At 67.3% G+C, this 14,389-nt stretch carries 14 protein-coding genes; 6 read left to right on the forward strand and 8 right to left on the reverse strand.

Annotated elements, in window-relative coordinates; all coding sequences use genetic code 11:
* The first annotated feature begins 246 nt into the window (after window positions 1-246).
* Together PI86_RS02035 and PI86_RS02040 are read left to right on the forward strand one after the other, a co-directional pair.
* Window positions 247-1,383, forward strand: coding sequence for a branched-chain amino acid ABC transporter substrate-binding protein (locus tag PI86_RS02035; protein WP_039318712.1), 1,137 nt, complete (start codon window positions 247-249; stop codon window positions 1,381-1,383).
* 320 nt (window positions 1,384-1,703) lie between these two features.
* Window positions 1,704-3,014 (forward strand): MFS transporter, encoded by a 1,311-nt coding sequence (locus PI86_RS02040; protein WP_039318290.1) that lies wholly within the window; start codon window positions 1,704-1,706, stop codon window positions 3,012-3,014.
* 129 nt (window positions 3,015-3,143) lie between these two features.
* Here the strand turns inward: PI86_RS02040 and PI86_RS02045 are convergent, their stop codons facing one another.
* The 4 genes from PI86_RS02045 to garD all read right to left on the reverse strand — a co-directional run bounded on the left by PI86_RS02045 (window position 3,144) and on the right by garD (window position 6,469).
* Window positions 3,144-3,581, reverse strand: a complete 438-nt coding sequence (locus PI86_RS02045) for a DoxX family protein (protein ID WP_014901023.1) — start codon at window positions 3,579-3,581, stop codon at window positions 3,144-3,146.
* A 226-nt stretch (window positions 3,582-3,807) separates the two neighbouring features.
* Window positions 3,808-4,263 (reverse strand): RbsD/FucU family protein, encoded by a 456-nt coding sequence (locus PI86_RS02050; protein WP_014901022.1) that lies wholly within the window; start codon window positions 4,261-4,263, stop codon window positions 3,808-3,810.
* A gap of 79 nt (window positions 4,264-4,342) precedes the next feature.
* Window positions 4,343-4,735 (reverse strand): nuclear transport factor 2 family protein, encoded by a 393-nt coding sequence (locus tag PI86_RS02055; RefSeq protein ID WP_039318292.1) that lies wholly within the window; start codon window positions 4,733-4,735, stop codon window positions 4,343-4,345.
* A 180-nt stretch (window positions 4,736-4,915) separates the two neighbouring features.
* A complete protein-coding gene (gene garD, locus PI86_RS02060; protein WP_014901020.1) occupies window positions 4,916-6,469 on the reverse strand; it encodes a galactarate dehydratase in 1,554 nt (517 codons plus the stop codon).
* Between the two features lie 230 nt (window positions 6,470-6,699).
* Between garD and kdgD the strand changes: the two genes are divergently transcribed.
* On the forward strand, window positions 6,700-7,614 hold the full coding sequence (gene kdgD, locus PI86_RS02065; RefSeq protein WP_014901019.1) for a 5-dehydro-4-deoxyglucarate dehydratase: 915 nt from the start codon (window positions 6,700-6,702) through the stop codon (window positions 7,612-7,614).
* Window positions 7,615-7,750: 136 nt separating this feature from the next.
* Here kdgD and PI86_RS02070 read toward each other — a convergent pair whose 3' ends face one another.
* A complete protein-coding gene (locus PI86_RS02070) occupies window positions 7,751-8,302 on the reverse strand; it encodes a hypothetical protein (RefSeq protein WP_039318293.1) in 552 nt (183 codons plus the stop codon).
* A gap of 188 nt (window positions 8,303-8,490) precedes the next feature.
* On the opposite strand from PI86_RS02070, the gene PI86_RS15885 reads away from it, so the two are divergent.
* Both PI86_RS15885 and PI86_RS02075 read left to right on the forward strand, forming a co-directional pair.
* Window positions 8,491-8,688, forward strand: coding sequence for a type II toxin-antitoxin system VapB family antitoxin (locus PI86_RS15885; RefSeq protein ID WP_082012111.1), 198 nt, complete (start codon window positions 8,491-8,493; stop codon window positions 8,686-8,688).
* A complete protein-coding gene (locus PI86_RS02075; protein WP_039318297.1) occupies window positions 8,685-9,056 on the forward strand; it encodes a type II toxin-antitoxin system VapC family toxin in 372 nt (123 codons plus the stop codon). Before PI86_RS15885 ends, PI86_RS02075 begins: the two co-directional genes overlap by 4 nt.
* 138 nt (window positions 9,057-9,194) lie before the next feature.
* Here PI86_RS02075 and PI86_RS02080 read toward each other — a convergent pair whose 3' ends face one another.
* Window positions 9,195-10,772 (reverse strand): aldehyde dehydrogenase (NADP(+)), encoded by a 1,578-nt coding sequence (locus PI86_RS02080; protein ID WP_039318300.1) that lies wholly within the window; start codon window positions 10,770-10,772, stop codon window positions 9,195-9,197.
* A 246-nt stretch (window positions 10,773-11,018) separates the two neighbouring features.
* Between PI86_RS02080 and PI86_RS02085 the strand changes: the two genes are divergently transcribed.
* Window positions 11,019-12,395, forward strand: a complete 1,377-nt coding sequence (locus PI86_RS02085; RefSeq protein ID WP_039318305.1) for an MFS transporter — start codon at window positions 11,019-11,021, stop codon at window positions 12,393-12,395.
* A 59-nt stretch (window positions 12,396-12,454) separates the two neighbouring features.
* Here PI86_RS02085 and PI86_RS02090 read toward each other — a convergent pair whose 3' ends face one another.
* Window positions 12,455-13,180, reverse strand: coding sequence for a site-2 protease family protein (locus PI86_RS02090; protein WP_039318307.1), 726 nt, complete (start codon window positions 13,178-13,180; stop codon window positions 12,455-12,457).
* Window positions 13,177-14,139, reverse strand: a complete 963-nt coding sequence (locus PI86_RS02095) for a DUF2167 domain-containing protein (RefSeq protein WP_039318308.1) — start codon at window positions 14,137-14,139, stop codon at window positions 13,177-13,179. The genes PI86_RS02090 and PI86_RS02095 overlap by 4 nt, the downstream gene beginning before the upstream one ends.
* Between the last annotated feature and the right edge of the window lie 250 nt (window positions 14,140-14,389).

Here is a 14,389-nt window from a genome sequence, read left to right on the forward strand (position 1 = left end):
AAATCGTCGCCAGCCACGCACCGAACGCGCAAGACGCGCGCATTTTCGCTACCTAGACTTCGATCAACGGTTACGAGACGACATCCCGCCACCGCGGCGCACGCCGATTCCGGCACAACCCGCGCAGCGCACGGCACACCCCGCACGGCTTTCGCAAAGCCCTGCAAACCGATACGTCTCGCCCGGTTTACCGCACCGGCCCGCTGGCCGGCGGCGGCCCAACCACGCCATCAAGGGGAAGTGAAAGTGAAGCTGAAGGTATCGCACGTCGCGCTGGCTGCCGCCTGCGCACTGTCGGGCGCACACGCCATCGCCGCCGACGTCGTCAAGATCGGTTTCGCCGCACCGCTGACGGGGCCGCAGTCGAACTACGGCGCGGACATGCAGAAGGGCGTGCAACTCGCGATCGCCGATTTCAACGCGACGCATCCGACGATCGGCGGCAAGCCGGTCACGTTCCAGCTCGACTCGCAGGACGACCAGGCCGACCCGCGCACCGGCACGACCGTCGCGCAGCGGTTGATCGACGACAACGTCCGCGGGGTCATCGGCCACTTCAACTCGGGCACGAGCATTCCGGCGTCCGACCTGTACGATCGCGCAGGGCTGCCGCAGATCTCGATGGCGACGTCGCCGCAGTACACGGCGCGCGGCTACAAGACGACCTACCGGCTACTGACGAGCGACGCGCAGGCCGGCCGCATCGTCGGCATGTATGCGGTGAAGACGCTGCACTTCAAGCGCATCGCGATCATCGACGACCGAACCGCCTACGGCCAGGGCATCGCCGACGAATTCGCGAAGGCCGTGGAAGCCGCGGGCGGCACGATCATCAAGCGCGACTTCACGAACGACAAGGCGCTCGACTTCTCGGCGATCCTGACCAACCTGAAGGGCGTCAACCCCGACGCGATCTTCTACGGCGGCGGCGATGCGCAGTCTTCCCCGATGATCCGCAAGATGCGCCAGCTCGGGATGAAGTCGGCATTCGTGACCGGCGAGATGTCGCGCTCGCCGACGTTCCTGAAGGTCGGCGGCGAAGCGGCCGAGGGTGCGATCGTCTACATGGGCGGGCTGCCGAAGGAAAAGATGCCGGGCTTCGCCGGCTACGCATCGCGCTACAAGGCGCGCTTCAATGAAGACGTGATCACCTATTCGCCGTACTCGTACGACGGCACGATCGCGCTGCTCACTGCGATGAAGGACGCGAACTCGACCGACCCGAAGGTCTATACGCCGTATCTCGGCAAGGTGTCGATCAAGGGCGTGTCAGCCCCCAGCATCGCATACGACGCGAAGGGCGACCTGAAGGATGCACCCGTGACGATCTACAAGGTCGAGCACGGCGCGTTCAAGCCGGTCGACACGATCGCCGGCAACTGATCACGCAGATCCTGTCCCGCGCGGCGCGGCAAGCGGTTCCCCCGCCTGCCGCGCCGCGTGCGTTTCGGCATCACGAAGTCCGAAGCATTCCTCGGCACGCCCCCGCGCGCGCGCATTTCGCGCTCCTGTAGAATCCTCCCACCCGCTTTGACGCTTCGTCTCCGTCGTGCCCCATCCCGGTGCGACGGCGCGTGTCACGTGCCCTATCCGGCGCTCGGCACACGCTCGACGATGCAGGCCGCGCCTAGCCAGTCCATGCCGATAGCGGGCCCTGGAGACGCAGCACCGACAACAACATTCGAAAACCGATCGTCCTGACCATGCAAGCTTCCGAATTGAGCGGCGTGCCTCGCGCCGCCGACCGCGCACTCACGCGCAGCGACTACAAGACCCTCGGCCTCGCCGCACTCGGCGGCGCCCTCGAGTTCTACGACTTCATCATCTTCGTGTTCTTCGCGCCCGCGATCGGGCAGCTGTTCTTCCCGCACGACATTCCCGACTGGCTGCGCCAGTTGCAGACGTTCGGCATCTTCGCGGCCGGCTATCTCGCGCGCCCGCTCGGCGGCGTGATCATGGCGCACTTCGGCGACCTGTTCGGCCGCAAGCGGATGTTCACGCTGAGCGTGCTGATGATGTCGGTGCCGACGCTGCTGATGGGCCTGCTGCCGACCTACGACTCGATCGGCATCTTCGCGCCGGTGTTGCTGCTGCTGTTCCGCGTGCTGCAAGGCGCGGCGGTCGGCGGCGAAGTGCCGGGCGCATGGGTGTTCGTGTCGGAGCACGTGCCGTCGCGCCACATCGGCTACGCGTGCGGCACGCTGACCGCGGGCCTCACGGCCGGCATCCTGCTCGGCTCGCTGGTCGCAGCGGGCATCAACAGCCGTTACTCGGGCGCCGAAGTGACCGCGTTCGCATGGCGCATTCCGTTCCTGCTCGGCGGCGTGTTCGGCCTGTTCTCCGTGTACCTGCGCCGCTGGCTGCACGAGACGCCGGTGTTCGCCGAGATGAAGGCGAAGAAGGCGCTCGCGGCCGAGATTCCGCTGAAGGCCGTGCTGCGCGACCACGGCCGCGCGGTGATCGTGTCGATGCTGCTCACGTGGATGCTGTCGGCGGCGATCGTCGTCGTGATCCTGATGACGCCCGCGCTGCTGCAGAAGCAGTTCCACCTGACGCCCGCGACCACGCTGTTCGCGAACAGCGTCGCGACGCTGTGCCTGACGGCCGGCTGCATCACCGCCGGCTCGCTCGCGGGCTGGATCGGCGCGAAGCGCGTGCTCGGCATCGGCGGCCTCGTGCTGGCCGCGTGCTACTACCTGCTGTTCGCGCAGGTCGCGGCCGACGCGTCGACGCTGCCGCTGTACTACGGGATCGCCGGCTTCATGGTCGGCACGATCGGCGCGGTGCCGTTCGTGATGGTCCGCAGCTTCCCGGCCGTCGTGCGCTTCTCGGGCATCTCGTTCTCGTACAACGTCGCGTATGCGATCTTCGGCGGCCTCACGCCGGTGATCGTGTCGCTGATGATGAAGTCGAATCCGCTCGCACCGGTCGTCTATGTCGCAGCGATCTGCGTGCTCGGCGCGATCGCCGTGCAGTTCTCGAAGGATGCAAAGGACCTGAAGGACGCACGCTGAACGTCGGCGCGCACGCGCCGGCTGCATGAACAAAGGGCCGAATCCCGCGGTGCGCAGGATTCGGCCCTTTTGTCTTGCTTCGGCGCGACGCCGTGCGTGCGTCCGACGCTCAGCTCAACTCGGTTCAACTCAGCGCAGCGCGCCGTACGACGAACTCGGCCGGCGCAGCGCGTCGATGCTGGCGCTGCCTGCGCCGGTCACGAACAGCAGCAGGAACCCGCCGGCGATCGCGATGTTCTTCCAGAAGTGGATCACCATGTCGTGCTGGACCGCGGCGTCCGTCGCGTCCCAGAAATTGTGCCCGACCATCGCGGTCGCGACCGTATAGAACGCCATCAGCAACGCGAGCGGCTTCACCTTGTAGCCGACGATCAACAGCAGGCCGCCGAGCGCTTCGATCGTGACGACGACCGGCCCGATCACCTGCGGATAGGGTACGTTCAGCCCGTGCAGATAGCCGATGAAATCGCCATAGCCGAGCAGTTTCATCACGCCACCCCACAAGAACAACGCCGCCAGCGCCAGGCGTGCGAACAAGATGACGCCGGAATCGACGGAACGCGTCATGCCTTTCTCCTCGTATGCAATTCGGCCGCCTGCACGAGTCGCGCCCGTGCGGTCCGGGGCCGCGCGGCCCTGCTGGGCCCGCGGCAAATGGGCCAGCATAGAGGGTCTTTCCGCGCTGTCCAAGAAAAAGGTTGTAGCAAATCTTTACACTGCGGCGGTGCCGCCGGCAGGGCTGCGCCACGAAAAACGGCGTGACGGCCATTCCCGCCGATAACGGGAACAGGCCCTATTCAGCATCGCTCAACAGTACACCTTTCTTGAACAGGAAGCAGCCGTAGCCGCGCAGCTCGCCGGTGACGATCACCGCGTACGCCTGCTGCGCGCGCTCGTAGAACGCGAAACGGTCGACACCCGCGAGCGGCACCGCGCGCCCTTCCGCACGATCGATCTCGGCCTGCACCTCGCGCTGCACCGGCGGCACCGCGGCCGGATCGCCGACGACCTCCATCCGCCACGCGGGCGTGTCGACGAACGTGTCGAGCGGCAGCACCGACAGCACCGCGCGCGCGACACGCGCCGAGTCGGCGCCGTCGATGCGCAGCGCGCGGCCGACCACCGTGTGCTCGGCGACGGATTCCGCCGGAAAATTCGCATCGCAGATCGCTACTTCATCTCCGTGGCCCATCGCGCGCAGCGCGTGCAGGATGTCGGCGTGCAGCAGCGGATCGAGATTCTTCAGCATGTCGGCAAGTCTCCGGGATCAGGAACGAATTGCATAACGTTACCCGATCCCGGACGCCGCCGGGCATGCGCGGCTCGCGTCACGACGCCGCGACCGGCATTTCGTCGATGAAGCCCGTGACCGACTTCAGGCGGCCGGACGCGTCGACCGTGCCGAAATCCGAGCCCTTCACGATCGCCGCGCCATCGGGCGACACGAGCGCCCACGAGAAACGCAGGTGCTGGCCAAACGCGTCGACGTCGGTCGTGCGACGGAAGCGATACGCGGGGAAGCGCGCCTGCACCGCTGCGATCATCGTATCGATGCCCGCGTGGCCGTCGCCGGTCATCAGCGGGTCGCGATACGCCGCGTCGCTCGCGTAGGTCGCATCGATCAGCGCGCGCCGGCGCGCGACGTCGGGTTCGTTCCATGCATCGATATAGCGGTCGATCAGGTCGGCGTGAGCGGACGGGACGGTTTGGGCGGTGTGCATACGAGGCTCCTGGTCTGGATGAAGGGAGGACAGCGCCGCGGACGTTTCAGGTTCGCGTGCCGCTATCGTCGCCGGCCTCGCGCGGGCGGTCGATTACGTACGAGGTAAGGAAATCGCGCCGCCCCAACGAAAACGGGCGCCCGAAGGCACCCGCATCGGCTGTCGTCGCAACCGCGCGCGTCAGGTCACCGGCGCCGGGTTGAACAGCGTCAGCGCATTCGCGAGCTTCCATTGCTCGGCCCACGTGCGGCGCTTGCCGCTCGCGACGTCGAGCATCAGCCGGAACAGCTCCCAGCCCACGTCCTCGATCGAGGCCGCGCCGGTCGCAATCTGCCCCGCGTCGAGATCCATCAGGTCGTGCCAGCGGCGCGCGAGATCGCTGCGCGTCGCGACCTTGATCACCGGAACCTGCGCGAGGCCGTACGGCGTGCCGCGGCCCGTCGTGAAAATGTGCAGGTTCATCCCCGCCGCGAGCTGCAGCGTGCCGCAGATGAAGTCGCTCGCGGGCGTCGCCGCGTACAGCAGCCCCTTCTGCCGCGCCCGATCGCCGGGACGCACGACGCCGGCGATCGGCGCGCTGCCCGACTTCACGATCGAACCCATCGCCTTCTCGACGATGTTCGACAGGCCGCCCTTCTTGTTGCCGGGCGTCGTGTTCGCACTGCGGTCGACGCGGCCGCGCTCCAGGTAGCGGTCGTACCAGTCCATCTCGCGGATGATCTCGCGGGCGACGTCCTCGTTCGCCGCGCGCGACGTGAGCTGCGCGACGCCGTCGCGCACTTCGGTCACTTCCGAGAACATGATCGTTGCGCCGGCGCGCACGAGCAGGTCGGCCGCGAAGCCGACCGCCGGGTTCGCGGTGAGCCCCGAGAACGCGTCGCTGCCGCCGCACTGCACACCGACGACGAGATCCGACGCCGGGCAGGTTTCGCGACGGCGGCGGTTCAGCCGCTCCAGATGCGATTCGGCCATCTTCATGATCGAATCGATCATCGAGTTGAAGCCGACATGCGCGGCGTCCTGCAGGCACACGACGCCGCCGTTGTCCGTCGCGCCGTCGGCCGCCACCGGAATCACGCCGGGCGGCAGCAGGCGCTCGGGCTGCAGCTTCTCGCAGCCGAGGCTCACCGTCATCACCTCGCCGCCGAAGTTCGGGTTCAGGCTGATGTTGCGCAGCGTGCGGATCGGGATGTCGGCGTCGGGCGCGTCGATCGCGACGCCGCAGCCGTACGTGTGCTCGAGTCCGACCACGTCGTCGACGTTCGGGTAACGCGGCAGCAGTTCCTCCTTGATCCGCTTGACCGCATGCTCGACGACACCCGACACGCACTGCACGGTCGTCGTGATCGCGAGGATGTTGCGCGTGCCGACCGAACCGTCGGGATTGCGGAAGCCCTCGAACGTATAGCCCTCGAGCGGCGCCAGCGACGGTGCGGCGCGCGTGGCGAGCGGCAGGTCGTCGAGCCCCGGCGGCTCGGGCATCCGCATCGTGCGCTCGTTGACCCAGCTGCCGCGCCGCAGCTCGGTGAGCGCGTAGCCGATCACGACGTTGTAGCGGACGATCGGGTCGCCGGCCGCGAGATCGGCCAGCGCAACCTTGTGCCCTTGCGGCACGCCTTCGCGCAATGTCAGCCCGTCGGCGAACGTCGCGCCCTCGGGCAGGCCGCCGTCGTTGACGACGATCGCGACGTTGTCGTCCGGATGCACGCGGATATAGAGAGGGGAAGCAGTCATCGGAATTCCTGGGAGGCTACCGGTCAAATCGTTAGTCATCATACGACATTCGACACCAATCCGCGATGCTACGTAAACCCTTATCCGGAAAGACCCTACCTTCGATCGGCCAGCAAACCGCTTGCGTCACCCCTCCCCTCGTTGTACGATGACATACAACGACATCGCCAATGTGGCCCGGATGCCGTGCCCGACGAACCCAGCACTCGCGCTAGACGGACGACCCAACCATGACTTCACCGCAAGAACTCAAACAGATCATCTCCCACGGCCTGCTGTCGTTTCCGCTGACGGATTTCGACGCAGACGGCAGCTTCCGCCCGACCACCTATGCCGAGCGCCTGGAATGGCTGGCGCCGTACGGCGCGACCGCGCTGTTCGCGGCCGGCGGCACCGGTGAATTCTTCTCGCTCACGCAGCGCGAGTATTCGGATGTGATCCGCGTCGCGACGGAAACCTGCAAGGGCAAGGTACCGATCCTCGCCGGCGCCGGCGGCGCGACGCGCGTCGCGATCGAATATGCGCAGGAAGCCGAGCGCCTCGGCGCGAGCGGCGTGCTGCTGATGCCGCACTACCTGACCGAAGCGAGCCAGGAAGGGATCGCCGAGCACGTCGAACAGGTGTGCCGTGCGCTGAAGATCGGCGTCGTGGTGTACAACCGCGCGAATTCGAAGCTGAACGCCGACATGCTCGAGCGCCTTGCCGACCGTTGCCCGAACCTGATCGGCTTCAAGGACGGCGTCGGTGAAATCGAGAGCATGGTCACGATCCGCCGCCGGCTCGGCGACCGCTTCGCATACCTCGGCGGCCTGCCGACGGCCGAAGTCTACGCAGCCGCTTACAAGGCGCTCGGCGTGCCGGTGTACTCGTCGGCCGTGTTCAACTTCATCCCGAAGACGGCGATGGAATTCTACGAAGCGATCGCGAAGGACGACCACGCAACCGTCGGCCGCCTGATCGACGAGTTCTTCCTGCCGTACCTGAAGATCCGCAACCGCCGCGCGGGCTACGCCGTCAGCATCGTGAAGGCGGGCGCGAAGCTCGTCGGCCACGACGCGGGTCCGGTGCGCGCACCGCTGATCGACCTCAACGACGACGAACTGGCCGAACTCGACGTGCTGATCAAGAAGATGGGCCCGCAGTAAGCGGGGGCGGCCGGCGCGGCGCCTTCGGTGGCGCGGCGGCCGGCTTGTGTGCTTGTGTTGCATCGCGGCCGGCGCTTGCCGGCCGCGGTCGTTTGCAGCGACAGCGATGCCACGCATCCCGCCGCGCTGCGCGCCGTCACATCTGCGCGATGACTCCGATGATCCGGTAACGCACGTTGCCAAGCTTGATCCGGGTCGCTTCGATCTGTCCCTGCGCGCCCGCACGCACGCGTGTGCTCGATTCGCCGCCAAGAATCTGCCCCAGCACGTCGCGGTCGACGACCGCATCGAAGAACCGGCCGACCGTGATCGTTGCCGACTGCTTCGCGGTCAGGAGCGCGCTGTTGGCCTGCATCAACGCTTCAGTGCGCAGGCTCTGGTCGCGTTCGTCGATGCCGCGGCGGTGCTCGAGCGCGAACACCAGCGCTTCCATGTCCTGCCTGAAACGGCGCACGGCGAGGCCGAACACGAGCGAATGCGCGTCGGAGCCCGTGACGGGCCGCCCCTGGTTGATGGTCACGTCGAATTCGCTGCCGCCCAGGTCGCGCTGGAATTCCAGCAGCGCATTCGCGAGCACGCGCCCTTCGCTGTATTGGCCGATCCGGCTGCGCACCGAATGCGCGACGTCGCCGATCGCCTTCCACAATCCGGCGGCGAACAGGTGGTCGCCGCGCTTGCTGATGTTCATCGGATGGTTCCCTCTTGGTCTTTTGTCGGTCTCTCAGGCCCGCCTGCGGGCCGGTCGGCCCGAGGCCTCGCTACTGTAGGAGAAATTCCGTCGACGCGGAAGCCGACGCCCATCTCGTCAAGGCGACACGTCATTGAAAGCATCATTTGATGCCGCAATTGATGCATCGACGTTCTCGGAGGCCGCTCATGCGCACCACCTTGTCCCTCGACGACGCACTGCTCGCCAAAGCGCAGCAATTAACCGGCATCACCGAAAAATCGGCACTGTTGAGAGAAGCGCTGCGCGCATTGATCGCGCGCGAAAGCGCACGACGACTCGCCCGCCTCGGCGGTACCGAGCCCGACCTTGGTTCTGTTCCGCGCCGCCCATCGGAGCCCGCATGATTCTGGTCGACACTTCAGTGTGGATCGACCACCTGCGGGCCGGTGACGCAACGCTCACGACATTGCTGGAAGCTGAACGGGTGCTGATCCATCCGTTCATCATCGGCGAGCTTGCGCTCAGCAGCATGCGCGATCGCCAGACCGTACTGGATGCGCTGCGCGACCTTCCCGCCGCCACCCCGGCAACCGACGACGAAGTCCAGCGCATGATCGATGTGATACCGCTTCACGGGCTAGACATCGGTTACGTCGACGCACATCTGCTTGCCTCGGTCAGACTGACCGGAGACAGCAAGCTGTGGACACGCGACCGGCGCCTGCTGGCCGCAGCCGAGCGCCTGCAACTTGTCGCTCACCCCGCTCACTGACCGAGCGGAACCGGCGGGCGCCAAAGCCAGCCATCAATAAAAAAGGCGGAAGCGGCCTATAGGGCCACGTCCGCCGCCGTGTTTCAACGTGCCTGAACGCGCCCCTCGCGGGACGCTGCCTTCAGCCGTTCCTCCTCGTCACTCCGCCTTCCCGTCCCGCAGCCGCGGAATCGCGAGCGGATTGCTTTCCTGCAGCCCTTCGGGCAGCAGGTCGTCCGGGAAATCCTGGTAGCACACGGGCCGCAGGAAGCGGTCGATCGCCGTCGCGCCGACCGACGTGACGGCCGGGTTCGACGTCGCCGGGAACGGGCCGCCGTGGACCATCGCGTCGCATACCTCGACGCCGGTCGGGTAGCCGTTGACGAGCAGGCGGCCGGCCTTGCGTTCGAGGATCGGCAGCAGGCGGCGCGCGAGCGGCTTGTCGTCAGCGTCCATCTGCAGCGTGGCGGTCAGCTGGCCCTCGAGCGCGTCGAGCACGCGCGCGACTTCGTCGAGATCGCGGCAGCGCACGATCAGCGACGCCGGCCCGAACACCTCGTGGCTGAACGCCGGCTCGGCCAGGAACGCCTGCGCGCCGGCCTGGTAAAGCGCACCGCCCGCCTGGCATTCGGTCTGCGCCGGCTCGCCCGCACCGATTTCGCGCACGTCCGGCAGGTCGGCGAGCTTGCCGCGACCGTTGCGATACGCGTCGGCGATCCCGCGCGTCAGCATCACGCCGGCCGGCTTGTTCGCGAGCGCCTGTGCGGCGACGGACTCGAAGCGGTCGAGGTCGGGGCCATCGATTGCCAGCACCAGGCCCGGGTTCGTACAGAACTGGCCGACGCCGAGCGTCAGCGAATCGACGAAGCCGGTCGCGATCGCGTCACCGCGCGCCGCCAACGCGGCCGGGAACAGCACGACCGGGTTGATGCTGCTCATTTCCGCGTAGACGGGAATCGGCTGCGGGCGCGCGTTCGCGAGCTGCACGAGCGCCATGCCGCCCTGCCGCGAACCGGTGAAGCCGACTGCCTGGATCGCCGGATGGCTGACCAGCGCCGCGCCGATCACGCGGCCGGGGCCGATCAGCAGCGAGAACACGCCGGCCGGCATCCCGCATTTCGCGACGGCTGCGCGGATCGCACGGCCGACCAGCTCGGACGTGCCGAGGTGTGCCTCATGGGCCTTCACGATCACCGGGCAGCCGGCCGCCAGTGCCGACGCGGTATCGCCGCCGGCCACCGAGAACGCGAGCGGGAAGTTGCTTGCGCCGAACACGGCGACGGGCCCGAGCCCGACCTTCTGCAACCGCAGGTCCGAGCGCGGCAGCGGCGTGCGCGCCGGCTGTGCGGGATCGATCGACGCGGCGAGGAACCGCCCGTCGCGCACCACGCGCGCGAACAGCCGAAGCTGGCCGACGGTGCGGCCGCGCTCGCCCTGCAGGCGGGCGACCGGCAGGCCCGTCTCGGCGTGTGCGCGCTCGATCAGCGCGTCGCCGAGCGCGACGATTTCGTCGGCGATCGCTTCGAGAAACGCCGCGCGGGCCGCGAGGGGCTGCGTGCGGTACGCGTCGAATGCGTCGCGCGCGAGTTCGCATGCGCGCTGGACATCGGCCAGCGTCGCGACGCCGAATGCGGGCGCATCGATCGGCGCGCCCTTCGACGGGTCGAACGCGCGCAAGGTACCGGCCGAGCCGGCCACCGCGTCGGCGCCGATCAGCATCTCTCCAGTCAGTTGCATGGGGTGTGCTCCGTGGTTCGGGAATGATTCGGCCATTGTAGCGCAACAGATACGATGTCTGCCGACATTGTTTCAATATTCCCGCGCCCCGCCTGCCACGGAGCAACAACCCGGAATCCCTTATCCATCGGGCAAAGTCGCGATTTTTACGGCCTGGCACTACGTTTCAAAGGGAAAACCCGAGGTTTATGCGTGCGGGCATTGCCAATAAACTTCCGTCCATGTCATACGACGACGTACATTAAAGTGCCCAATCAGACCACCCCCCGCGATCTTCCGATCGATCTCGCCGGCAGCGCGCGCCGCACCGCCGTGCGCTACTGGATCCTGGCGATGCTGTTCGTCGTCACGACGCTCAACTATGCGGATCGCGCGACGCTGTCGATCACCGGCACGCCGATCCGCAAGGCCTTCGGCATCGATCCGGTGACGATGGGCTACATCTTCTCGGCGTTCAGCTGGGCGTACGTGCTCGCGCAGTTGCCGAGCGGCTGGCTGCTCGACCGCTTCGGCGCCCGTCGCGTGTATGCGACCAGCATCTTCCTGTGGTCGGCGTTCACGCTGCTGCAAAGCACGATCGGCCTCGGCGGCAGCGCCGCGTTCGCGGTGACCGCGCTGTTCGTGATGCGCTTCGCGGTCGGCATCGCCGAGGCGCCCGCGTTCCCCGCGAACGCCAAGGTCGTCGCGAGCTGGTTCCCGACCGCGGAGCGCGGCACGGCGTCGGCGATCTTCAACGCCGCGCAGTATTTCGCGGCGGTGGTGTTCTCGCCGCTGATGGCGTGGCTCACGCACGCGTACGGCTGGCACCAGGTGTACCTGTGGCTCGGCCTCGCCGGCATCGCGCTCGCGTTCCTGTGGCTGCGCGTGATGAAGGACCCGGTCGACCATCCGGCGGTGAACCGCGCGGAACTCGAGCATATCGAGCAGGGTGGCGGCCTCGTGCGCACCACGGCGCACCGCAACGGCGCGGCGTCCGAAGGCAGCCGCGTCGCGGGCTGGTACTACGTGCGCCAGCTGCTGTCGAACCGGATGCTGCTCGGCGTCTATCTCGGCCAGTACTGCGTGAACGTGCTCACCTACTTCTTCCTCACGTGGTTCCCGATCTACCTCGTGCAGGCGCGCGGGATGTCGCTGCTGAAAGCCGGCTTCATGACGTCGCTGCCGGCGATCTGCGGGTTCCTCGGCGGCGTGCTCGGCGGGATGCTGTCGGACACGCTGATCCGTCGCGGCGTATCGCTGACGCTCGCGCGCAAGATTCCGATCGTCGGCGGGATGCTGCTGTCGATGGTGATCATCGGCTGCAACTACGTCGACAGCGAAGCGCTGGTGATCGTGCTGATGGCCGTGTCGTTCTTCGGCAAGGGAATCGGCTCGCTCGGCTGGGCCGTCGTCGCGGACACCGCGCCGAAGGAAGCGATCGGCCTGTCGGGCAGCCTGTTCAACATGTTCGGCAACACGGCCGGCATCGTCGCGCCGATCGCGATCGGCTACCTGGTCGGCGCAAGCGGCTCGTTCAACGGCGCACTCGTGTTCGTCGGGCTGAACGCGCTCGTCACGGTGCTCAGCTATCTGGTGATCGTGAAGGACATCAAGCGCGTCGAGCTGCGTCATCGCGACGCCTGAGCTGCGGCGGGAACGGCAGGGAGACGACGGCGGCCGCGCAAACGGCCGCCGTTGTTACATCAGGCCGCGGAATGCGTGACGCGCAGCATGTCGTGCACGCCGGAAGTCATGAGCGCGAGAAACGCGAGCAGGCCGACGTAGCAGAGCGCGTAGGTCGTCTTCGTCTCGATCGACGTCGCGTAGTACGCGCGGTTCTCCGGTGCGTCCGGATCGTAGCGCCAGGCGCGCTTCAACTGCGGCAGCGCGAGGATCGCCATCACGATCAACAACGGGCTCGGCCGGTACGCGAACAGCACGATCAGCACCGGCACGCCCGCGAACCAGATGCGCGGCGACAGCACCGCGGTGATCCGCCCGCCGTCGAACGGCGACAGCGGAATCATGTTGAACAGGTTCAGGAAGAAGCCCGTATAGGACAGCGCGAGCAGCAGGTTGCTGTCGTAGTGCCGTGCAGCCGCGTAGCAGGTCAGCGCGCCGAGCGTACCGACGAACGGGCCGGCCAGGCCGACATACGCCTCGGTTTCGGCGTCGTGCGGCATGTCCTTCAGCTGGATCCACGCGCCGACGAACGGGATGAAGGTCGGCAGCCCGACGTCGAGCCCGCGCCGCCGCGCGGCCACATAGTGACCGGCTTCGTGCACCAGCAGCAGTGCGCCGAAGCCGGCCGCGAACCGCCAGCCGTAGAACAGCGCGTAGACCGCGATCGACGCCAGCATGGTGCCCGCCGACATGAGCACCTTGCCGAGCTTCAGGCCGCCGAAGAGCAGCAGCAGCAACTTCGTCATTCCTTGCGCTCCGCGCCGGACACGGCGGCTGAGTCAGTTGCATCGGCGACGACCGGCACGGGTTCCTGCTTCGGCCTGGCGCCGAAGAAGCGCTTCAACGCCGCGCCGCCCGCCAGCAGCGCGACCGCGCCGATCTTGAAGAACTTCACGGCGAACGCGCCGATCAGCGCGAGCAGGCCGAGCTTCTTCGCGCCGACGCCGACGATCAGCGCCGCGAGACCATACTCGGCGACATGGTCGGTCGACTTGTTGAAATCGGCGTAGCGCTTGCCGTCGTTGAAGCGGATGTTCGCGAGCAGGTCGTCGGCCGAGGCCTTGTATTTCGGCAGCTCGGCGAGCGTCGACGCCATCGTCAGCGACAGGTAGCCATCGCGGCCGAGCACGAGCGTCCGGTAGTTCACGCCGTCGTGCTCCGCGTTCGCGGTCGCGCCCTTGTCGCGGATGATCGCGGACCATACGAGCCGGTGCGTGGCGGCGTCGTACGCGGGCGCCTGCGCCCAGCCGACCACCTCGGTTTCGGGCAGGCCGCGCTCCTTGCGTGCCGGGTTGTCTTCCTCGGTACCGGCCTGCAGGCTTTTCAGCAATTCGTCGGGCTTCCAGTCCTTCGCGTCGTCGTCGCGGATGTAGCCGCTCGGCTCGAACGACACGACCGAGATCCAGTCGGCGTCCGGATCCTCGGGCAGCACGAGGCCGACCAGCTTCGACTCGTCGATCGAGTTGCCCATCGAGCGCAGGTAGCGGCCGGCTTCGGCGGCCGGCACGAACGATTCGCCTGCCTTCAGCTTCAGCACCGCTTCGTGCTTCACGTCGATATCGGCCGGCCCGTTCACGACGGCCTTGTTCGCTGCCGCGGCGGCGGCTCTCATTTCGACCTGCGCGGCTTCGGTTTGCGCGTGGCCGCTGGTCGCGGCGCATGCGAGCATCGCCACGCAGGCGACGCGGACGGCGAGTTTTTTCATTATTGGATTCCCCTGGACTGCCTTGTCGTGAATGTGCGCGGCGTCCGGGCCGGGCGCTGTGGTCGCAGGTCCGGCGCCGCCTCTCAGGTGGCACGGGGGCTATGGTAACGCAGCGTCGGGGCGCTTCCGGGAACGAAATGCGGCGGGTGGGACGGGAGCCGCAGGCAGCGGCAGGCGCGATCGGCTACGCACGTCGAACCGGATTGCTTACCTGGCAGGTAATGCCCGGCGCGCACAGGATTGCCTATCA

The organism is Burkholderia sp. A9, from assembly GCF_000801975.1.